Source organism: Methylotenera sp., from assembly GCF_013141425.1.
Lineage (GTDB): Bacteria > Pseudomonadota > Gammaproteobacteria > Burkholderiales > Methylophilaceae > Methylotenera.
Window position 1 is genome coordinate 12,106 of the sequence record NZ_JABFRA010000077.1, and the last position, 22,150, is coordinate 34,255.

Consider the following 22,150-nt stretch of genomic DNA (forward strand, 5'->3'; position numbering starts at 1 on the left):
AATTTAATAAACGAGTTTACCCTTTCCTAAATCCAAAACGAGTTCATCAAGCTTAGATAACATCTGACTATGCGAACTTTCTATTGCCGAATCTGAACTGAGTGATGGGTTGAATTTACTAATTTCAATAAGTCTCTTAGCAGCACTTTGAGCAAATATTTCAGGCGCAACATTTAGAAGTAAACGACCTCTGCGCCGAAATTTATCTGCAATTTTGGGGTTGTGAGTATCAAAAAATAGTGTAATCGACTCTAGTAGAGATGAACTTATCATTTGCCTTGGTAATAAATCGATATCAAGCGCTGATGCCCAATCAAACCACTTCATAGCATGAATGCTATTAAGTGGCTGTATTGGTATCCAAGGTACTCTAAGTGCATCAGACACAATTGCACCATGCATAGCCTCTGTAATTACAAGCTCAGAAGACAGGATGTTATCCAAAACTGTTTCTACTGGTGCACATGGATCAATATAGTTAATCGAGGCAAGCTCGCAAGCCAATGCCCAATTTCCTTCAAATGTACTCTTCCAATGAGGCATAAATGAAATTTTGTGACGTTTGCCAACTTTCTGTTTTACGCAGGATCTAAGTAGTATTGCTGCATCACCAACTCCAAGTTTCTCATCAATTCCTAATGCCTTGGCTGTTCTCCTGCCTCGGACAAAATAAAACTTCCAGCTCTCATCAATAATAGGAAGTTTGGTATATCCTCCATAACCAGCACCGAATACAATTTTTTTCTTATCCGATGGAAAAGAATCATAAAGAATTGATCCTATTCCCAAGAAAATTGAATTGTCATTTTCATCCCAAACACCTTCGATCAGCTTTGGCCACATCCAAGTATTTAACTCATCGCCAAAATTTGGACTTACACCTCTATAAAAATATAAATTCATTTAGATATCCACATACGATAGTCAAAAAATTAATAAATATTGACCTAGTCAATTAACTAACAATCTTGGTGCCGACTCTACAACGCCAACTAATAAGTCGGCCAGAAATTGTTCTTGCAACTCATACGCTGCAGGTGCCTCTGACTCATCTTCAATTAAGGTTGAAACCCTGACCAATACACCATCGTCAATTTTGCCTTTTAAGCCTTCACGCAGTATTTTTAGCCGCATCTGAAGCCCAGACATGGGGAAGCTATTACCTAAGCGTATCCAGTAGCTTACCGCTTCAATTTTATTGCCCTTTTTAAAGATCAGTCGTTTACCGTTAATTGGCACTGGGTTGCCTTTAATGTTAAACACGTGATTTTGCATGCTTATTAGTTGAAACCCTTGTGCTGGGTAACAAACTTCTACCTGATGAATTTTAATTTCTTGTCGCTGCTCGCCTGCATAAGCCAGTGCCAGCATCACCTGATTACCTGATGAGTTTTGATAAGTGCGCATTAATACTTGGTCATAGATGGCATCTGAAATGGCTTGCGTATAGGTATTTACCGAAACCTGCGCATATGTACTTGGTTTTTCTTTCCACTCGCCCAACTGCTTGGGGACAACATTTTCTAAAACTGGTGGTTTGGATAAGGCGTTAAATTTTGGTGTGGCTAACACGGATGAAACCGCTGTAAACACCAAAAGTAAACTCACTAAGGTGCAAGCAGGCAGTGATAATGATTTTATTTCAATATTTAGCTTATTTTGCACGTTGCTTGCTCCAACTTGAAGCTATTGTTCTTAGCACTGCATCAACCCCGATGATTAAGAGCAATGCGGTAACAAAAAGCACCATGCCTGAAAATTCATGTAAAAAACCTTGACCTGCCGCCGCACCCCAATAAAAGGTGATAAGGGCAAGCACAACTACACGCGTAACATTGGAGACAAATGAAATTGGTACGATCAAAATTGCGAGTAATGCATTGCGAAATACTGACTCATGCCGCATAACATTCATATACAAAAGGCCGAGTGCTTCTAATGTGAATAATGAATTTAGCCCAGCGCAGGCATCTGCTACCAATAGTTGATAGGGGCCTATACTGATAATGACACCCTCTCTAGCTACTGGGTAGTTCAGTGCATACAAAACATGCTCAGCGGCATACGATACAGCGATTTTCATGGGTTGCGTCACGGCATCAACAATTGAGGCCGGCAAAGGGACCATAAACAGCATAAAAAAGAACGCAAACCAAAAAAACTTTGCCGTTTTAGCACCCCAAAAGATTAACACGATGCCAAGTATGACAAATAATAGTGAGCCCACTTCAAACAGATAGACCGTTTGAGAACGACCAACGATATAGAGCAATGCGCCAATAATTAATACTGGCCAACCAATATAGGGCGATGGTGATATGGCAATATTAGCTTTAGAAAATTGTTTTGCTTGATAATAAAAAAACCAAAGCGAAACGATAAATACAATCGGGCCATGAGCATGGCGATCGTCACGCCATAATCCGTTGAACAAATCAACAAAAGTGGGTAAATAAACGGCTAATAAACCTGCAAGAATTAAAAGCAAAGGCACAATTGCATTTAAGTTTTTTGGGTTAATTAACGATTTGTTTTTTAGAATGGTATTCAAAGTACTTTCTGTGGGTATAAAGATTTTTGTTGGAAAAAAAGAATTGCGGCGTTATTGAACTGGCTAAAGCTTGCTGAGTATTAATTTAATGTGAACTAATAAACATTGGGCTTTAATAATCACTGACCACCGCACCCACAATTGGCACACCTGAACTTGTCAGCTGATCTCGAATGTTCTTTAAATCTGACATGCGCGTTTGATTAAGCCGTGAAATCAGAAGTGCACCGTCACAACGCGAAACGGTTACTTGCGCATCCGCTGTGGTGCTGGCAGGGGCAGTATCGACAATAATGACATCATATTGCGCGCTGGCCTGATTCATAAAAAATGAGAAACTTTGACGGTTAAGTAGCTCTTGAGGGTTAGGCGGCAATGTACCTGCACCTAATACTGAGAGCGAGTCAAAATACTCAACTGGGCAAATCACGTCTAAACCTGCACGACCAGCAATAATATCTGACAGCCCACGACTTTCATGCAAGTTAAATATCTCATGTTGGCGAGGGTCACGCATGTTGGCATCAATCAATAGCGTACGGACGCCTAACTGCGAAAACATGACGGCCAAATTTGCTGAAAGGTAGCTAACACCTTCATCTGCGTTAGCACTAACAATCGCAAGTGATTTGTTGTTTTCGTTAAACCAGCGCATCATCAACTGGCTTCGTAAAGCGCGTAGACTTTCAACCTTTTGACTAAATGGCTGATACGCTGCAACAAGTTCAGCGCTGTATTTACCCTGTCCTTCTTGTAAGTAAGGGTAGTTAAACTGCAAGGCCAGGGCTTGGCTAATATCAGATTCAGTAATTAGCCCAAGCTTAATCGCAGCATCACCAAATAAAATACGCTGCTCTTGTTGAATACGTAGAATTTTGTCAGTGTCTTCAGGGGAAATTTTGCCGAGTTGCAACAGCAAACGGCCAATCTTACCTGCACGCGCCTGATTTGTAGAGATTACGTTATTTAAGGTAGGAACGTTATTATCTTGCATGTAAATTTATCCTCAAGCTGACTTTAGTTGGCGTTGCGAAAAATTCTTTAGCAACCTGCCACTTTTTGGTTCAGCTTCTCCACCATAAATAGCAAACACTGGTACTTCAAGTAAGGCGCTAAGGTCGTCACGACTGCGCACACGTCTATCTGCAAGTTCAGCTAAAAACCCAAAGCCAATACCCAGTATTGCCCCCATAATGATGGCAAGTGCAATGTTAATTAATACTCTTGGACTACTTGGGCTACCTGGTGGAATTGCAGGATTTAATATTGCGATGTCACTTTGGTTTGATTGGCCTTCAATGCTAGTTTGACTGTAACGCTGCGTTACTGCATCCATTGCTTTTTTTGCCGTATCGACATCTTTTTGCAACACGCCCATTTCATCGCGTAAAAGATTGAGGGCTAACACTTTATTCTTTTGCAGGTTTACCTGTGTACGCAACTCTGATTCACGTTGTTGGTTAATATTCGCAGCACTGGAGATGCTATTTGAAGCACGCTGAGTTTCTTCACGCAATTGAATTCTAATTTTATTAAGCTCGGTTTCTGCTGATTGATATTGGGGGTGGTTTTTGCCCATACGTTGCGATATTTCAGCTAATTTAGTTTCTGCACGCGTCGTTTCCAATTTAAGGTTTTGTATTACGGGGCTAATCGCAATATCAGGTGAGTCGCCCGCACTATTTTGTGCATTGTCTTTACGTGACTGTGAATCAATCGCTGCTGCCTGCGCAACACTCAACTGCGCAGACAGCTCGTTTAAACGCATATTCTCTACGTCTAAATTCTGTTCAGGGTTAGTGATGCCATGTTTTTGCTGATATTCAGATAATCGACTTTGCGCCTGTTCCAAATTATCGCGCATGGTTTTAATTTGCTCACTGAAATAGCCAGTGGCTTTTTGCGCTGGCTCCACTTTTAACTGAACGCTGGTTTGAACGTAATTTTCAGCAAAGGAGTTTGCCACGGTTGCCGAAAATTGGGGGTCAACGCTGGTAAAGGTAACATCAATTAAACTACTTTGCTTGGAAGGTGCTACATCTAAGTTACCTAGCAATATGCCAGCTAACCAGTTATTGATATCACCATTGCCTTTTGTGGCTTTTTGAAATTGTGCTTGAGCCTGCTCGGTTTGTGCTAGTTTTAGCTGATCAACTACTTTAAGCGCAATGTTTCTACTATGAATAATGTCAGTTTGTGTTGCCATATAGCCTGGCATCAACTGCGCAGGAAGCATTACCCCAGTTACAGGATCCATGCCTTTGTAATTCAATAGCAGTGAGGTTGTAGCACTGTAATTTTTTGGCAACAGTAAAGTGACAACAACAGCTGTTAACACAGTGATAAAGAATGTAATCAGTATGATTTTATACCGAGCTTTTAGTATTAATAAGACCTGCAATAAATTCATTTGATTTCCTAAAAGAGGCTTTCTTGTACATACAACACATCATCTTGTTGCACTAAATCGGTTAACGCAGGTCGTAATTCTACGGTCTCACCTTTTGCATTTTTGCGGTTTAATTTAATGCCGCGCTGAGTGCCACGTAACGTGGTGCCGCCTCCTTGAACGAGTGCCTGCACCACTGTCATACCACGCGCAATGCGGTATGAGCCTGGGCGTTGCACTTCACCGTAAATATAGAACATGGGGGCATTTGGCACGTAGATGCTATCGCCACTGGCTAATTCAATATTGGTGCTGTTATCGCCTGTGCGAAATAAACTGTCGACGTCGACATCAAAACGGTTGATTTTGCCATCACGCACCGTAGTAACGGTTACCGTGTCAGAGCCTGTTGCAGTAATGCCCCCCGCCACACTTAAAAAATCTGCCACAGTACGCACGCCACCAACTACCGCGTACTTTCCAGGTTTTAGTACTTGCCCCATCACAGAAATATCACGCGAATGTACAAACACAACTTCACCGCCTGAAAATATAATGCTTTTTAAACCATCAGCTTTACCAACAACTTTCTGTAAGTCGTATTCAGTCTTGCCCGCCGCATTAGTCACAGTCACTAAATCAGAGCCATCTGGTGTTACGCCACCTACTAACGCAAGCAAATCAGCAAGATTTGTAGTTCGTTCCAGTGGATATCGGCCTGGTTTATAAACACTGCCTAATACGGACACAAGTTTACTTTGAAATTGCGTTACTAATATGTTGACTTGCGGGCTCTTAATAAATCCACCCTTTTCTAGCATTTCTGCGATTCTCTTTTCGGCAGAAAAGGTTGAAAGACCGCCAATTTTTACTTGGCCTATCAGCGGGAAGCTAATGGAGTCCGCCTCTGAAATTCGCGTTTCTAACGTTAAATCGGCATTACCAAATACACTAATTTTAACCACATCACCTGCACCTAGAATGTAGTTTGCTTCTTGAGCAGAAGCCGCATTTACAAGAGTTCCAGCTATAAATAGCATGATACAAGCTAAAAAATTTCTCATTGATTTTCCTACCTATTTACTATTAATTCAATTTTTTTAAAACGTCATGTATTCGCTACTAAACATTCTTCTTAAAGCCCAGAAAGTCCCTTTTCGATATGATTAGTACTCTTATCTTTCTCAGATGGCTTGGTGGTTTCAGCAGGCTTAAATTTTTGGTTGATATATTCAACTTTGGCTGCACGACGCAAACGTGCAATTTCAGACTCGGCCGTCTGTTGGTGCTTTTGATTCGTCAATATGCGTTCAATAATTGGCGTTGCGTCTGATTTGGCAATTGGCGCAGATGTCACATCTACTAATCTTCCTGCTGCCGTACGCCCATTCGCGTTAATAAAAATAACATCTCCCTCTACCATTTTACTTAATTTTGCAAGCAAATCTGGCGGCAGAGTTTCAGATGCATGTTGCGCCTGAGTGCGATCAAACTTAATCAAACGCTCATCTAGCCATTGCGTAACATCTTCGATGGTCTTAGCCGAATTGCTTAAGACATTTAGCTCTTCCGTATAGCCAGCCTCTATTTTAAATATCAGTTCTTCCAACACAAAAATTTTACGGTTAGCAAAAATTTCTGCATGCTTCACACGGTAGTTTTCAATCTCGGCCTTTGTTGGTTTTGCAATCGCGGATACTTTATTTTCAAGATAGGCTTGTGCTAACAATTGCATCTTGGCATTTTCAATCGCTTGCATCACGCGTGGGTTGCGATCCAGTTTCACTTTTAGCGCTTCTTGCACCAGCATCTGGCGATCCACCAGTTTTTGGGTAATTTGCTTTTCAGCTTCTGCCTGCTGCGCTGCTTGGACATTGGCACGCTTTAACTCATTGTTCAATTGCAACACAGTTATTTCATCACCATTCACGCGAACAATAGACTGACTTGCTTTCGCATCATCGCTTTTCTTTGTGCACGATGGCAACAAGCCAAACACTAGTGATACTAGTAGAACTCTAATTGCATTGTCGAACGACAATGGACGAAAATACTTCACTTCACAAAACATCAAAATTCCTTATTCATCTTTTTAATTGGGATATTTCATTATTGCTCAATAAGCATTCGGCATGAATATCTAGGTTAAAGTCAGACGAATTATGCATATCATATAAAATTGGTTCTGTGCGGTAAGATACATAAGGAAATCCGAATATTAGGAACTTTCCGTTTGTTCACATCCGAAATCGAATTTAGTAACTACAGTAAATTACATAATGCGCTACATTAGTTAATGCAACGCAATGTATTCAGATTCCCCTGTTCATTTCCAAGTAAAAAAATTCTTGTTATAAACCTACACGCCGTCTCGCAATGAAGCCCATAAACACAAGCCCTAACAACAACATGCCGTAAGATTGTGCCTCTGGCACTGGCGTTACTTCAGCCATCTCATACCAGCCTGATTTACCGCTCTTAAGCCCTTGCACACGAAGCGCGCCCTCATCGAAATTTTCCACATCGAACCCTGCAATTCTGAATGGCTTGATTCTGCCATGTTCAGACCCTATGTTACGAGTGTAATCTTCTGAAAACCAACTTACTGTCTCACCTGACGTTAAGCGATTATTCCTACTGCCAAATACAAACCTAAAATCAAAATCATTGGACCCCTTGGTTGAAGTTGTTACTTTAGTAACACCACCACCTTCAACTACATCGGTCACTGCTGGGTAAGGGCCTTTTCCATCATATTGAAAAGCTAATGCACCAACAAATGCACTAGTTGAATGAAATAAAGTGGAAAATTGATCGCTTATTGTCAGCGTAAATTTCCCAATATCATCATCAAACAACATAGTGGCAAAGCTGACTTCTTTGGGGCCAGATCCTGATATTTTTTCTGTAAAATCATAGGTATAAACTTTTGCTGAAGCATTACCTGCAAAAACTAGACCCATTAGTATTAATATTGATTTAAAGTTTTTCATTCTCAATTCCTTTATTCTAAATAAAGCCCGCGCACTTTAATTAATATGTATCTAAATTTAATCAAAAATAACAGTGGATAATTTAAAAATTAAGTGTGCCTGAAATGCCAGTAATCGTATCTGTGTAATCTAGTAAAGATACAGAAGAATTTCGGTTAGTGCGCTGCACATTCGCCCCCAAAGTAACATTGCGGTGTGGCTTCCAATTCACCCCAACACTAAGTAATTGTGTATTGTCTGTTCTATCGCCAGATGGATTTATTCCGCTACCAAGAAAACTCCTTCTTGATAGGCTGGCATTGGCGTTAATATTAATCTTGTCAGTCACAGCGTAGGCTGGTGAAACACTGAGGACATTATTTCGTGTATAACTACTGTCATTGGTTTGATAGCTTGACAAATCACTTGCCAATCGAACATTGACACGTAACTTACCTGCAGGGGTCCAATTATAGTCAACACTTCCTACCGCACCTGAATAGTCACGTTTTGAAAAATGATCATGATCGCGTGAAACGTAAGCCGTACGCAGATTAAGCTGAGATTTTCCAGAAAGTAGCCAACTTAACTTTGCTTCACCTTCCGTTTCGTCGAACCCTGAATCGTAAAGAAAAACTGGGTTAGGAGAACGATTGTCGTAATCACCTTTTCTCTGATGCCCCATCAATGTAATGGCACTTCCAGAGCGATATACATACTTTACCCCTGCATCCAAGGCATTCATTGTGTAGTCATCTTCTTCATTAAAAATACGACTATTTTTTAGTTCAGTTCTTGTAACGCCTCCGAGCAAATGCCAAATGTTATGGGGCGAAAAGTCAGCTTCAAAATGCTGCGTTTGGTTGATACGGATATTTTTACCATTCACCCCAGTTACGTTACGGTAGTCTTGAAAGTCATTTAGTTGCTGCTTACGATCTGCAGAAAGCGTGCCTTTAAGCGATGGTGTCAGCGTCCATAACCATGCGGCTTTGTAATCCTGCGCATTGAAATCCAAATTGTTATTGGACTGGTAATTATAAGAAGTAACCGTGTAATCAAATTTAAATTGCTGCAAGGAATATTTTTTATCCAACTTTATGCCCGCAAAGGCTTTGGTAATATTCTCAGACTGCTCAGATGAAGATCGACGAAACAAGTTGTCATCGTGCTGACGTGAAACGCCAACAATAAAATTTAAAGTGTCATTTTCGTCAGCAAAAGCTGAGGTGCCACCAAAAATTGTAGGAAGCAGAACAATAACAAATGTAAATCTTGTCATCTGGCGCAAATTAAGTGTAGTCATAAATTTATTTCAATAATTGTTCGAATTTTCAGCATTAAGTAGCCACGCCATCTATTAGCGACAGATTGTAGCTTACATTAGCAAACAACCTCACTTTAACAATCATTTAACACATCAACAACCATTTAATTGTTCAAATTTATTCAATAAAAATGAATTTTGTGGAAATATTTCACACAAATTTACATTTTGTTACAATATTTATTAAAATTCAGCTAGTTACAAGATAATATGACAGCCAAAGACAATTTTCAACCATTAATTTTAGTTATTTTAGATCCAATTTTTTACTTCCCAAATATTACCATTCAACAAATTGATGATAATTGGATTTTTAATCTATAAATTTAATTTAAAAATTCAGAATAATTGAATATTAGTTATGGTTTTTAATGATAGTTAATGTAAAATATGAGGTTGAGACTGCAATTAATTATATTAGATAAGTAAATGTATAAATTGCTTTTTTAAAGTATGTTTCTGACAAGCCAATGGTGTCCTTGGAGTGCTTCTTGATTAAAACCACTAAACTCTATGCCATTTAAATATAGATCCTTAGAGTTCAATAATCTTATGCTTACCAACAATAATTATCATCACCAAATGAGAATCAAGCCTAATGATTAGGAACAGAACGTCTACCGCTACCCGTAGAGCATCTGGTATCTCCATTGCGCGCGATAATATTTTGTATATTATCGAGTCATTTTTAGGCCCCTGCGTCGTCGTGTTTACTCTTTGGGGTATAGCCTTCTGGGATGAAGGCAACATTACGCCCTCTTATTTCATATTATCAATAATTTTATTCTCACTTACTTTTCCAAGTGGTTCAAAAATAAGCCACGAACCTTGGCGAATGATTAGAAACACCATGTTTAACTGGGTATTTCTTGCTGGCCTAATTCTGTTGTTTGGTAGAGCCACAGGATTTATCAACTTATTCTCTTACCGAGCGATGGAATTATGGCTTTGGCTTACCCCCGTCAGTTATTTGCTTGCCATTTTTTTACTGCGAACTAGCGCACCGATGATACTCAAGCTACAAGGGCCAGTTAAACGCGCAATCATTGCAGGCTTGAATGATCAGGGCAATGCACTTGCTGAATCATTTTTACGTCATGAATACACAACAACAACTTGCCAGGGTTATTTCGACGATAGAGCTGAAAACCGCTTATCAAATCCCAATAATCTTACGAATTTAGGAAAAATCTCGGAAATTGCGGACTATGTAAAACAACATAAAATCAATGTAATTTACTTATCACTCCCCATGGTAAGCCAACCACGCATTCTTAAACTACTTGAAGAGTTACACGATACGACAGCGTCAGTTTACATTCTTCCTGACATATTCCTGACTGACCTTATTCAAGGGCGGATTGGACAAGTAGATGGGATTCCCGTTATGGCGGTCTGCGAATCACCTTTTACTGGCACCGATAGTTTTATTAAACGAACAACAGACATTCTCCTAGCACTAATAATTTTGATATTAATTTCTCCTATCCTATTTGTGATTAGTTTAGGCGTGAAGTTCAGTTCACCAGGACCAATCATTTTCAAACAACGGCGCTATGGCATTGATGGAAAAGAAATTCTGGTTTATAAATTCAGGTCCATGACCACAACGGATAATGGCAATGAAGTTGCTCAAGCAACAAAAAATGATGCAAGAATCACTCCCCTGGGCGGTTTCCTACGAAAAACATCTTTGGATGAGTTGCCGCAATTCTTTAACGTGCTGCAGGGCCGTATGAGCATTGTGGGGCCACGTCCGCATGCTGTAGCGCATAATGAAATGTACAGAAAAGTTATCAAAGGCTACATGATCCGGCACAAGGTAAAACCCGGCATTACCGGCTGGGCGCAGGTAAATGGCCTGCGTGGTGAAACTGACACACTAGACAAAATGCAGGCGCGGATTGAATACGATATCGATTATCTAAGACACTGGAGCCTAAGACTCGACATCTACATTATTTTGAAAACCATTTGGGTTGTCGTACGAGGGCAAGATGGCGCCTACTAGATTGCGCGCACTTCGAATAACTGCAATAGCCAGCCTAGTCATAATGCTTTCAGCCCTTTTCATTGGCGTCCATCAGCCGAGTGCGGGCAAGCTATTTGTTGAACCGTGGGATAAATTAGCGCACATTATTTTCTACAGTGCACTCACGGTATTCACGGCCATTGGATTTCCAAAAATGCGACTCTTGCTTCTGGCAATCGTGATTCTGTTGATTGGTGTTACCGACGAAGCACACCAGATTTTTGTGCCGGGGCGACATCCTGGCTTTGATGATTTAGCTGCAGATGGAATCGGTTGTGCTGCGGTGCTGTTTCTGCTGAAACATTTACGTAAAAAATACAATTTTCCATTTTGAAAAATTGTATTCGCTAAATGCTATATGAATTTCCGATAGCCTAACTTGATATTTTCAACATAAAAAAGCCCTAGGCAATTAGCCTAGGGCTTTTTTAAAAATCAATTCGCCTAATTAATCAGCGCGACGACGGCGAGCAATAAAGCCAATCAAGCCTAGCCCAAGCAACATCATGGTGTAAGTTTTTGCTTCCGGCACTGGCGTAACATTAATGCCACCAGCATAAAGACCGCCAATGTAACCTGTAGCCACACCAGATACATTTAAGTAATAATTACCAGCAACCAATGACTGCGAAAAATCTAGGCCAGTACTTAATTGAGTATCGCCACTATCAAATAGCGATAAACTTAGATTATTAATATTGAGAAAACTAAATCTTCTAAAATTAAGATTTAGCGTAGTAGCACCGATTGAAGTGTCACTATTATCTAAAAGACTAAATGTGAATGTATCAGTAAAACTTCCACTTACATTATTACCGAAAAAAGTATTGCCTGATGACAAGTCACCCAAATCATATACAGTTGCTTGCGCGCTAAGTGCTGATGAAGCAAGCACTACAGCAAGTAAAAATTGTTTAATTGTTTTCAATTTTTTATCCTTTTGTTAGTTTTAAATTCTCTTTTGAAGAAATAACCAACTGATTTTGTTAATAAACTTCATGTGATTATACCTAAATATTCCGCTTTTGCAACTTCTGAAGCAATTTTACCAGAGCTTATTCACTGAATGTACGTTGGCGCACAGACTAACACTCAAAAGAAAATAAAAATATAGCTTATATAACTTGAGTAGTTGCGAAAGGAAAATAGTGAATAAAGATCTCTCCGCTTCTATGAATAACATTCAACATGTAAGGTATTGCTGTAGGTTTTGCGACCTTAATTGTTAGGTCGTTTAGCGATTCGGCTGTGAGCTTTTTCATAGAAACGTATAAAAATATAACTAGATGTGTTTTTATACGATTTGTAAAGCGACATTATGATACGAAAAAACACGCAATGTTGCGTGTTTTTAAGTTAACTAATTGTATTTATTGGGATTTGATACGATGTGATACGAAGAAAAACTATTACTTGGTGCCGACGGAGAGACTCGAACTCTCACGACTATTAGTCACAACCACCTCAAGGTTGCGTGTCTACCAATTCCACCACGACGGCATTTGCTAAACGTTGGCTTAGCAGAATTATTACTTAGGTATATCTTGCGTTGCGGCTGGCGCTGCGGGCGTTTTTACAGCGTCTGTTTTTGCAGCAGGCGCAGTTGGGGCGCTATTCACCACCGTGCTTTTTGCAGCGATTGCTTTTACAACGCTACCACTTCCTTCTTTGTGACTGGCCATATAAGCCAGTGTTAAGCTGGTAGTAAAGAATACCAATACAAAACCTGCGGTTGCACGGCTCATAAAGTTAGCTGAACCAGACACACCAAATAAGCTACCGGATGCACCACTACCGAATGAAGCACCCATATCGGCGCCCTTGCCGTGCTGTAAAAGCACCAAGGTAATGACACCTAAGGCTGCAATCACATGAATTACCAATACAAATTTTTCCATTTTCTACCTAATACTTTTTAAAAATTACAAACTTAAATATGTGTTATTCCGCCTATCACCAGACTGCATCGTAAAATCTATCAGCATGCAGCGCGGCATATCCCTTCAAATTCTTTTGCATTTAACGAACATTTACCGATTAGACCACCGTCAATATCCTGCATAACGAATAATTGTACCGCATTTTGTGGGTTTACGCTCCCCCCATAGAGGATTTTCATATTCGTTGCAGCGGCTTTATCAAGCGTAGCCACCTTACTACGAATAAACTCATGCATGCTTTGCGCTTGCTCTGGGCTGGCAGCTAAGCCAGTGCCAATTGCCCAAATTGGCTCATATGAAACGACAGCATTGGCAAATACAGCTGCGCCATAGGTATTGAAAATGGTATCGAGTTGTTTACCAACGACCATTTGCATTACACCAGCTTCACGTTCGATTAAGGTTTCACCTACACAAAGAATTGGCGTTAGCCCATGAGCTTGCGCTTGAACAAATTTAGTCGCAATATTTTCATCAGATTCACAATAAGCTGTTGCTCGTTCTGAGTGACCAATAATTACATAACTTGCGCCAAAGTCTTTTAGCATGGTCGCGCTAACTTCACCAGTATAAGCACCTACAGCATCTTTACTTAAGTTTTGTGCACCCCAAGCAATATTGGTATGTTGTAATATTGCCTGGGCTTGAGCGAGATAGGGATAAGGCACGCAAACCACGACATCAGTATTTTTAAGCGTGGGTAGCATGGCGCAATATTCTGCTAACAAGCGCTTATTTTCCACAAGATTGCCATGCATTTTCCAATTGGCAACGACTAATTTATGACGCATGCGGACCTTAAAGTTAATTTTACAGCCGTCATTTTACGCTTTAGTAGCGTAAATCTGTCAACTTAGCGAATTGAAAAATAAAAACTTAATTGTCCGATTAATATCACCTCATATTAATCATACAATTAAGTAAGCCTTTGTTTGATTTAATGGTCGAATAAAGGTACGCTACAAAAAATTTAAAGAACAACATTAAGGTAGCAATGTCTCAGCGTAAGCATTCCGCCAGCGAACATTCCGCGTGGTATTTCTTCTGTGTTTTAGCTGCGTCTATTTTTGCGGCTGAAACGCTTATCATGCTGCTTTTTGTTTACTTACCACCGCTACAAACTTGGAAAGTCGCACTTCTTGACGCCACGCTACTTTTAACCGTCATTTTTCCGATTCTATATTTTTTTGTATTTCGCCCACTCTCGCGCTACATTACTCAACGTCAGGATACGGAGACCGACTTACGAGTTGCAGCGGCGGCATTTGAATCACATGAAAGTATGATGATTACCAATGCGAAAAACGTAATTTTGCGCGTAAATCAGGCTTTTACAAAAAATACAGGTTATTCACCACAAGAAATTATCGGCAAAACTCCGGATATTCTTAAATCCAGCCTGCATGATGCCGCTTTTTATGCTGGCATTTCAGAAAGTTTAAAATTGCAAGGCGTTTGGCAAGGCGAGCAATGGGCTAAAAGAAAAAATGGTGAAATCTACCCGATTCAATTGACGGTTACCGCTGTGCGCGGGAAAAATAATGAAGTAACACATTACGTCAACATGCACTCTGATCTCACTGATTTGCGAAAAGCTAAAGGCGATGTCACGCGCGCGGGGTTGCTCGACCCGTTAACGGGCTTACCAAATCGATTACTCTTTAGCGAGCGCATTCACGATGAGCTGGCAGAAAATGTGCCTTACCGAATATTGGCCGTAGTCATGATTGATCTCGATAACTTCAAGCAAATCAATGATACCTATGGTCACGAGGCGGGTGACAAAGTGCTAATTGAAGTAGCAAAACAACTCAACGAAGCCACACGCGATACCGATGTTGTCGCGCGATTGGGCGGTGATGAATTTGTCATACTGCTCACTGAACTGACTGGCGTGGAGGCCTGTAACCAAACGTTGGAACGTCTTCGAGTTTCACTTTCTAACCCCTACATGATAGAAGGTTTAAAGTTGCATCTGAGTGCCAGCATTGGCGCTACCTTATACCCTTCAGATAAAACCGATGCCGATGGTTTGTTGCGCCATGCGGATGAAGCCATGTACTTAGCCAAGCATGGTGGCAAAAACCGATATGTTATCTACGACACAACGGCGGCAGCCAAACGTAGTAGCTTGCAGCAAAATTTAGCCCGCATTCAAGCGGCCCTCGATAATCAAGAGTTTTATCTCTACTATCAGCCGCAAGTCAACATGCACGAAGGTACAATTGTTGGTATGGAGGCGCTGATACGCTGGAAATTGGCAGGGCAAGAAATTGTAACCTTACCCAGTGAGTTTATGCCTCTGGTAGAAAATTCTGAATTAGCCATCCCGATTGGTTGTTTCGTATTAAAAACCGCCGTCACCCAACTCGCCAAATGGCACAAACTCGGCTTAAACTGGCGCATTGGCATCAACGTATCGCCGCGCCACCTTGAACATCCAAACTTTATTAACGACATTAAAGACGTATTAGAACGCCATCCAGAGATTAATCCGGAGTTAATCGAACTAGAAATCGTCGAATCTGCTGCCTTGGAAGATATTGAAAAAGTCATCGGCATTATGCAGGCCGTGCGAGCGATAGGTGTTCATTTTGCGCTGGATGATTTTGGCACAGGTCACGCGTCATTGACTTATTTAAGAAGCTTGCCAGTGCGCACGCTTAAAATCGACCAGAGCTTTGTACGCGACATGCTGGAAGACTCCAGCGATCTCATCATGGTTGAGGGAATAACCTCATTAGCACACACCTTCGACCATGAAGTGCTGGCCGAAGGCGTAGATAATCTAAAACTCGGCGCGTTGCTCATTCAAATAGGTTGTCAGTTGGCCCAAGGCTTTGCCATAGCCCACCCCATGCCTGCAGATGAAGTGACTATTTGGGCTAAGGATTGGCAACCGTATCAATTTTGGCAACAAATTGGCAAGCGTCGCTGGCGTAGAGACGACCTTCCACTTCTTTACGCCGCCCTCGCAGAGCGCATCTGGGTTAGTCAAATTCAAAAACTGTTGGATGGTGATGACACAGCGATACCTGAACTTGACCCACGTCGGTCACAATTTGGCCGCTGGTATTATGTGCTTGGCAGTGAGCGTTACGGCGTACATCCAGAATTCATTGCCATCCGCCCAATTCATGAAGAAATGCATAAAGCTGGCCAAACTATCGTTAACTTGATTGAAGCGAAGCAACAGACTGACGCGCAAGAACAAATGCACAATCTTTACGACTTAAGAGACAAATTGATCACAAAAATGGACTTACTCTCGCAGCGTATTACCTTGGTTGAAAATTAGTAAATCTTTATTCTGTTTTTTGACTCAGTTGGTTCAAAATATGACGTGTTTCATGTGCTACTTCTGACGCTGTTAAGCCTATCGGGCCGATGCCACGCGCTACCAAGGCATCTGCTGCCGCGCCATGCACAAATACACCCAACTTAGCACTTTCTAACCCACTTAAACCTTGCGCCATTAAGCTGCCAATTATTCCGCTCAGTACATCGCCTGTTCCGCCACTTGCAAGGCCAACATTACCAGTAGTATTCACAAAGTAACTACCATCAAAATGCCCAATAATGCTTCCTGCGCCTTTTAACACGCAAGTTACGTGGAATGCACCTGCTAATTTAAGCGCACGTTCAACGCGGTTTTGCTGAATATCTTCATTACTAACTTCAAGCAACCTTGCAGCTTCGCCAGCATGCGGCGTAATCACTGTTCCCACATGACGTTTTTTGCAAATCGCAACCAATGCTGGATGCCTGGCCAATAAATTAAGTGCATCTGCATCAATCAGCATAGGCATACTTTTCGCCAACCAAAACGCTAACAATTCGATGGCGAGTGGCGATTGCCCAAGCCCTGGGCCGATCACCACACAATCCAGTTGTGTCAGCGTAGTTAAATCCGCAGGCGAACGGAACATAATTTCTGGGTGCAGTGGATCAACGCTCGGGGCATCCGCTGACAACAAAGCCGCATAAACACGGCCAGCACCGCTCAACAACGCGGCACGAGCCGATAGCAAAACCGCACCTACCATACTATTGTCACCACCAATAATCGCCACACTGCCGAACAAGCCTTTATGCGCATCATTTTTACGTGGTGCCAGCGTAGCGATAAACCCATTTCTTTCTAAATAATGCGTATCCTTTTGCTTCATATCTGCGCCTATAGATTATCGAGTAGATTAGCGTGAATTCGCCACAAAACATAGATTCAACTGTACTTTTTGAGATCCATTGTAGCGATTGGTTTGCAACTGATATGCAGCTTTAATCACGTCTGGTAAAAACTCAGCGTGATTAAAATAGATTGCATCTAATACTATCGTGTTTATTTTTAAACTGAGTTTTAGATGTTTTTCACCAAGTACACGCTGATTTACCACTTCAAATTCATTATAAAACAAGGGAGGTACAAAACCTTGCCCCCACACTTGATTCTCTAACATTTCCGCTGTGGCATATGACATGTCCTGCTCACTTAAGCCACCATCCACTTCCAATATCGATTCTAAATCGGCTTCCGTAATCAAACTTTTAACGACCGCTTCAAAACATCGCTTAAATAATTCAAAGTCGGTCTGCAAAATTGTTAGCCCCGCTGCCATGGCGTGCCCGCCAAACTTAATGATTAAATCAGGCTGATGTTTGCTAAGTAAATCAAGCGCATCACGCAAATGCAAACTGGCAATCGAGCGGCCAGAGCCCTTTAACAAGCCCCCGCCTGCCTCTGCAAAGGCGATTACGGGACGATGGTAACGCTCTTTAATACGTGAAGCCAAAATACCAATCACGCCTTGATGCCAATCGGGCTGGAACAGACTGATGGAAAACTGATTGCTTACGTCAATATCATCCAATGTCAAATTGGCGCCGTCCTGCATGTCTGCTTCAATACTGCGGCGCTTTACATTTAAATCATGCAAACGCTGCGCTATTTGCATGGCTTCAACTTCAGTTTCAGCTAACAAACATTGTATACCTAGCGTCATGTCTTCTAGCCGGCCGGCCGCATTCAGGCGCGGACCTACATAAAACCCTAAATCTTGCGCACTACACATTTGCAGTTGCCGACCCCCCACGCGCAACAAGGCCAACAAACCTTGCGAGCATGCCCCAGCGCGGATTCTGCGTAAACCTTGCTCAACTAAGATACGATTATTATCATCCAGCTTCACTAAATCGGCCACCGTACCAAGTGCCACCAAATCTAGCAGTTCGGTTAAATTTGGTTCTACTTTATCACTGTAGTGTCCGCGTGTTCGCAGTTCGGCACGCAAAGCGAGTAAACCATAAAACATCACGCCAACGCCGGCCAGATTTTTACTTAAAAAGTCGCAACCATACTGGTTTGGGTTAATGATACAAGCAGCCTCTGGAGTTGTTTGGCCAGGCAAGTGATGGTCGGTAATTAGCACTTGCATACCTAACGCATTTGCCGCCGCTACGCCATCAACGCTGGCAATGCCATTGTCTACCGTAATAATAATGTCAGGGGCTTGCATAGCCGCCAAGGCCACTATTTCAGCCGTCAGTCCATATCCGTATTCAAAACGATTGGGGACTAAAAAATCAACCTTTGCGCCGAACATACGCAAGCCTTTAACAGCAACTGCTGTGGCGGTTGCGCCATCGGCATCGTAATCACCGATTACCAAAAGTTTTTTATTGGCAGCAATTGCATTGGCCAATAGTTTTGCCATTTGCAGATTGTTTGTTAGTGTTTGTGGTGGTAATAAATCACCCAAATTTGCACTTAGTTGTGCTGATTTGGTAATACCACGTGCAGCCAATAGCCTTGCCATTAAAGGAGTTACGCCAGCCGCCAGCAAATGCTGCTCACTTGCAGGCGGCGAAATACGCTGTACTATTTTGGTCATGTGAGCTTTAGCCTACGGGGTTTTTCATGCGGGTTTACTCATTTCAGATATTCCATTATTGGCTTTGACTTGCGCCAAAATTTGTAACAATCAGTAGGCCTAATCTCAACGGTTATACTTTTTTCATAAAAACCTAAATTCAAAGTTAACTGTTGAATATTTCCATTTTTTAAAGCGTTTAGCATTGGTTTAAACCAATGCTCATCCAAATTATCGTCAAGCGGCAATTGTAAGCGCACATGTTGTGCATTAGTATGTAAAGTATCCGCTAAACTAGCCGGTAACGTCTGGCTTTTAACACGGCTCAGTGAAGCTAAACCTTGGTAAAACACGCTACTTGCCAGAATCAAATCGGCATCCTTTTTCAGGACTTCAACCTGCGGCATACTGCCACCGCCAGAGAGCCAAATGCTGTTAATGGCGACCTCCCCCGCAGATTCTCGTGACAGATTGGCAGGATGCTCATGCAACAACATCTGCACTTCATTTAATACCGCCAACCACTTGGAGGATTCATCACCGGTGGGCAAAAATGAATGAATATTCTTATCCAAAACAAGGCTGGGAAGACACGTTTTAATTTTTGGCGCGTGCTGGCAACGTAAATACCAAGCCCCGGATTCCCCGACAAAAAACATGATCCCATCTTGAGAGAAATGCTGATTTAAACTGGTGATTATTAGCGCTGTATGAGGCCGTTGCACTGGCAATGGCGCGGGTTCAGCCAAGCTAAAACAATCGCGTTGTAAGGCTAAATGAACCGGGTCTGCGCGCAGCCAATAATCTTCGCCAACTTCCAAACCATCCGCAGTTGCGGCAATCGCGGCTATCGGAAAATCTGGATTCGATTGCAAATCATATTGTTTACAAATCAACGCTTCAAGCGGCAAATCAACTTGCCTGACTTGGCCTTTAGCAAGCAAATACGCCAGACTGCTGCCACTAGGCAAATGGGATAATGCTGCACATATATCGCAATCCACAGTAATTTTCACGTATTGCACTTTAGTTAATATCAGAGCCTAGATTTTACTTGCAAGCCTTCAGATTCGGGACATTTTTAAAAATAAAAACCCAGCAGCTTTTCTGGCTACTGGGTTAGCTTGCCTGCTTAGTAATTTTTAGCAGACGATACTAAAACAAAAGATTAAAAACGGCGACCCTCATTGCGGTCATTCCAACCTCCACGGTTTTCCCAATCGCGGCGGTCGTCACGACCATGTTGTCTGCGCTTGCCTTCCCATCCACGATCGTTATATTGCGCTGGCTCAATGTAACTAATTTCAGACACAATGCGACTACGTGGTTCAATCGCAACATTCACATCAATATAGCGGCCAGGTTGCTCATTGCTAACCGTGGTATAAGTTCTGCCATTGTATTCATAAGTCACTAAATAGCCAGTATTGATGGTTTGCCAGTTATCCACTTGGTAGCAAGATTGCACAGGCACCGTACGTGTACCATAATTACGTTGATTATTAGCGATACTATTACCTGCAATCGCACCAACACCAGCGCCCACCGCTGCTGCCGCCACTCGACCATTGCCACGACCAATGGTGTTACCAAGTAAACCACCTGCAATACCGCCTATAATGGCGCCAGCAACATTATTGCCACCATTGTTATAGCTTTGTTGCTGATATTCTGTACGGCATTCTTCGCGCGGCACATTCACACGCTCTAGTTGAGGTGTTGATGAAAGCACGCGGGCAGTATCTGTATAGCGGTCTGTAGCCATGGCAGGCGCTGCAAATACGGCAGTCAATAGAGCCGGCACTAACATTTTTACTCGCATATTTTTTACAAAACTCATTTTAGTTCTCCTTTTTGTCTCACTTACTCTTGTTACTAAATTTTATTCAAAGTTTAAGTAAGTCAGCGCTTTGTTACGCTTAATCAGCGCGATCGGTTGAAATTTAAAAATTAATTTTAACTCTCAATCTCTGCGTTTATTTTGCAGATGATCAGATAACGCGTCTATTTGCATTTAGGATTACTTGCAGTTGTTAAGAATTTGTAACTAATGATTTTCATTAGAAATAGCAGGATGGGTCCTCGCGCAGGATTACATTAAAGGTGATGTTGCAAGAAAATTGCTCAATTTATGAGGCTCATTAACCGAGAATCAAAAAAATTACAGCTGAAAATTCAACACTATCATTTTAAAATTGACATACATTTTAAAAATATCACTAACAAAAAATCGGGAATCTACAAATTTATCTAGCTAAAACAGAGCATTAACTCGATGTTAATCTAAAATAATAAATGGCATACATTTTGCGTCTATGTCAGTATGTTCAAAAAATCCAGCGTAAGTTCAATGCGTCAAGATGATCAATATAAAGATTGTGCAGGGTTCACCCTTATTGAAATGTCTATTGTATTAATTATCCTATCGCTCTTGATGGGCGCCGTCTTGAAAGGCCAACAACTCATCAATATAAGCAAGGTGAAGCAGTTGGAAAGTGACTTCAGAAACATTCCACTGATGATCTATAGCTACCAAGACAAATTTAAAACGCTTCCTGGGGATGATAGTCGCGCAAGCAGCCGCTTTTCAAATGCGGAAACTTCCGTTAAAAATGGGGATGGTGAAGGCATAATTACAGGTAGTTGGTTTGATTTTAACCCAACTAAAGATAATGCCATTATTTGGCAACATTTACGGCTTGCTGGATTAATGAGCGGCGAGACTAACATCGCTTCTACAGACTACATGCCTAAAAATGTCTTAGGTAAAGCCATTGATATTCAGAGTGGCACTGAAAGCAAAACTGCATCCCCCATCTTAGATGCGCAAGGCAACGCGATTAAAGGCAGCTATGTCATTTGCTCACGCGGCATTTTGGGTGAAATGGCTTTATCACTCGACATTCGCTTAGACGATGGTAATCCAAGTAGTGGTAGTGTACTAGCCACAGAAGATAAAGAAACATTCACAAACGCTGCTCCCGCATCTACAATTGGGACAAACACGGCGACTGACATTGCGCCTAATAATCAGTACATCGTCTGTATGGGTGTTTGAAATAAGCTTGT

At 41.5% G+C, this 22,150-nt stretch carries 20 protein-coding genes and 1 tRNA gene; 4 read left to right on the top strand and 17 right to left on the bottom strand.

Annotated features, from left to right (window positions below; translation table 11 throughout):
• Window positions 1–3: 3 nt before the first annotated feature.
• The 9 genes from HOO90_RS06650 to epsL form a co-directional block, all read right to left on the bottom strand.
• Complete coding sequence (locus tag HOO90_RS06650) at window positions 4–903, bottom strand: polysaccharide pyruvyl transferase family protein (protein ID WP_292841179.1); 900 nt, start codon at window positions 901–903, stop codon at window positions 4–6.
• A gap of 48 nt (window positions 904–951) precedes the next feature.
• A complete protein-coding gene (gene epsI, locus HOO90_RS06655; protein WP_292841182.1) occupies window positions 952–1,665 on the bottom strand; it encodes an exosortase-associated protein EpsI, B-type in 714 nt (237 codons plus the stop codon).
• Entirely contained in the window at window positions 1,655–2,551 is an 897-nt protein-coding gene (xrtB, locus tag HOO90_RS06660) for an exosortase B (RefSeq protein WP_366928750.1), read from the bottom strand. The genes epsI and xrtB overlap by 11 nt, the downstream gene beginning before the upstream one ends.
• 112 nt (window positions 2,552–2,663) lie before the next feature.
• A complete protein-coding gene (gene epsG / locus HOO90_RS06665) occupies window positions 2,664–3,545 on the bottom strand; it encodes a chain length determinant protein tyrosine kinase EpsG (RefSeq protein ID WP_292841185.1) in 882 nt (293 codons plus the stop codon).
• A 12-nt stretch (window positions 3,546–3,557) separates the two neighbouring features.
• The gene (gene epsF, locus HOO90_RS06670; RefSeq protein WP_292841187.1) at window positions 3,558–4,961 is read right to left on the bottom strand and encodes a chain length determinant protein EpsF; all 1,404 of its coding nucleotides are present in this window, start codon (window positions 4,959–4,961) and stop codon (window positions 3,558–3,560) included.
• 8 nt (window positions 4,962–4,969) lie between these two features.
• Window positions 4,970–6,004 (bottom strand): SLBB domain-containing protein, encoded by a 1,035-nt coding sequence (locus tag HOO90_RS06675; protein WP_292841189.1) that lies wholly within the window; start codon window positions 6,002–6,004, stop codon window positions 4,970–4,972.
• Between the two features lie 71 nt (window positions 6,005–6,075).
• Window positions 6,076–7,011 (bottom strand): EpsD family peptidyl-prolyl cis-trans isomerase, encoded by a 936-nt coding sequence (locus HOO90_RS06680; protein WP_292841191.1) that lies wholly within the window; start codon window positions 7,009–7,011, stop codon window positions 6,076–6,078.
• Window positions 7,012–7,291: 280 nt separating this feature from the next.
• Window positions 7,292–7,933: a PEP-CTERM sorting domain-containing protein gene (locus HOO90_RS06685; protein ID WP_292841193.1), complete on the bottom strand. Its 642-nt coding sequence runs from the start codon at window positions 7,931–7,933 to the stop codon at window positions 7,292–7,294.
• 82 nt (window positions 7,934–8,015) lie between these two features.
• Complete coding sequence (gene epsL, locus HOO90_RS06690) at window positions 8,016–9,218, bottom strand: XrtB/PEP-CTERM-associated polysaccharide biosynthesis outer membrane protein EpsL (RefSeq protein ID WP_292841195.1); 1,203 nt, start codon at window positions 9,216–9,218, stop codon at window positions 8,016–8,018.
• Window positions 9,219–9,912: 694 nt separating this feature from the next.
• Here epsL and HOO90_RS06695 point away from each other — a divergent pair.
• Together HOO90_RS06695 and HOO90_RS06700 are read left to right on the top strand one after the other, a co-directional pair.
• Window positions 9,913–11,250 carry an undecaprenyl-phosphate glucose phosphotransferase gene (locus HOO90_RS06695; RefSeq protein WP_292841351.1) on the top strand — a complete coding sequence of 446 codons (1,338 nt, stop codon included), beginning with the start codon at window positions 9,913–9,915 and terminating at the stop codon, window positions 11,248–11,250.
• A complete protein-coding gene (locus HOO90_RS06700; RefSeq protein WP_292841198.1) occupies window positions 11,237–11,605 on the top strand; it encodes a VanZ family protein in 369 nt (122 codons plus the stop codon). The genes HOO90_RS06695 and HOO90_RS06700 overlap by 14 nt, the downstream gene beginning before the upstream one ends.
• Before the next feature lie 114 nt (window positions 11,606–11,719).
• On the opposite strand, the gene HOO90_RS06705 is transcribed toward HOO90_RS06700, so the two are convergent.
• The 4 genes from HOO90_RS06705 to tpiA all read right to left on the bottom strand — a co-directional run bounded on the left by HOO90_RS06705 (window position 11,720) and on the right by tpiA (window position 14,002).
• Entirely contained in the window at window positions 11,720–12,199 is a 480-nt protein-coding gene (locus tag HOO90_RS06705; protein ID WP_292841200.1) for an FxDxF family PEP-CTERM protein, read from the bottom strand.
• Between the two features lie 486 nt (window positions 12,200–12,685).
• A tRNA-Leu gene (locus tag HOO90_RS06710) sits at window positions 12,686–12,771 on the bottom strand.
• Window positions 12,772–12,800: 29 nt separating this feature from the next.
• Window positions 12,801–13,169: a preprotein translocase subunit SecG gene (secG, locus tag HOO90_RS06715; RefSeq protein WP_292841202.1), complete on the bottom strand. Its 369-nt coding sequence runs from the start codon at window positions 13,167–13,169 to the stop codon at window positions 12,801–12,803.
• Between the two features lie 80 nt (window positions 13,170–13,249).
• A complete protein-coding gene (tpiA, locus tag HOO90_RS06720; RefSeq protein WP_292841204.1) occupies window positions 13,250–14,002 on the bottom strand; it encodes a triose-phosphate isomerase in 753 nt (250 codons plus the stop codon).
• A 203-nt stretch (window positions 14,003–14,205) separates the two neighbouring features.
• Between tpiA and HOO90_RS06725 the strand changes: the two genes are divergently transcribed.
• On the top strand, window positions 14,206–16,509 hold the full coding sequence (locus HOO90_RS06725) for an EAL domain-containing protein (protein WP_292841206.1): 2,304 nt from the start codon (window positions 14,206–14,208) through the stop codon (window positions 16,507–16,509).
• A gap of 7 nt (window positions 16,510–16,516) precedes the next feature.
• On the opposite strand, the gene HOO90_RS06730 is transcribed toward HOO90_RS06725, so the two are convergent.
• The 4 genes from HOO90_RS06730 to HOO90_RS06745 all read right to left on the bottom strand — a co-directional run bounded on the left by HOO90_RS06730 (window position 16,517) and on the right by HOO90_RS06745 (window position 20,921).
• Window positions 16,517–17,380: an NAD(P)H-hydrate dehydratase gene (locus HOO90_RS06730; protein ID WP_292841208.1), complete on the bottom strand. Its 864-nt coding sequence runs from the start codon at window positions 17,378–17,380 to the stop codon at window positions 16,517–16,519.
• A gap of 27 nt (window positions 17,381–17,407) precedes the next feature.
• Window positions 17,408–19,102: a single-stranded-DNA-specific exonuclease RecJ gene (gene recJ, locus HOO90_RS06735; RefSeq protein WP_292841210.1), complete on the bottom strand. Its 1,695-nt coding sequence runs from the start codon at window positions 19,100–19,102 to the stop codon at window positions 17,408–17,410.
• A 38-nt stretch (window positions 19,103–19,140) separates the two neighbouring features.
• The gene (locus HOO90_RS06740) at window positions 19,141–20,097 is read right to left on the bottom strand and encodes a hypothetical protein (protein ID WP_292841212.1); all 957 of its coding nucleotides are present in this window, start codon (window positions 20,095–20,097) and stop codon (window positions 19,141–19,143) included.
• Window positions 20,098–20,249: 152 nt separating this feature from the next.
• On the bottom strand, window positions 20,250–20,921 hold the full coding sequence (locus HOO90_RS06745; RefSeq protein WP_292841215.1) for a glycine zipper 2TM domain-containing protein: 672 nt from the start codon (window positions 20,919–20,921) through the stop codon (window positions 20,250–20,252).
• Window positions 20,922–21,431: 510 nt separating this feature from the next.
• Between HOO90_RS06745 and HOO90_RS06750 the strand changes: the two genes are divergently transcribed.
• A complete protein-coding gene (locus tag HOO90_RS06750) occupies window positions 21,432–22,139 on the top strand; it encodes a prepilin-type N-terminal cleavage/methylation domain-containing protein (RefSeq protein WP_292841218.1) in 708 nt (235 codons plus the stop codon).
• The last annotated feature ends 11 nt before the right edge of the window (window positions 22,140–22,150 follow it).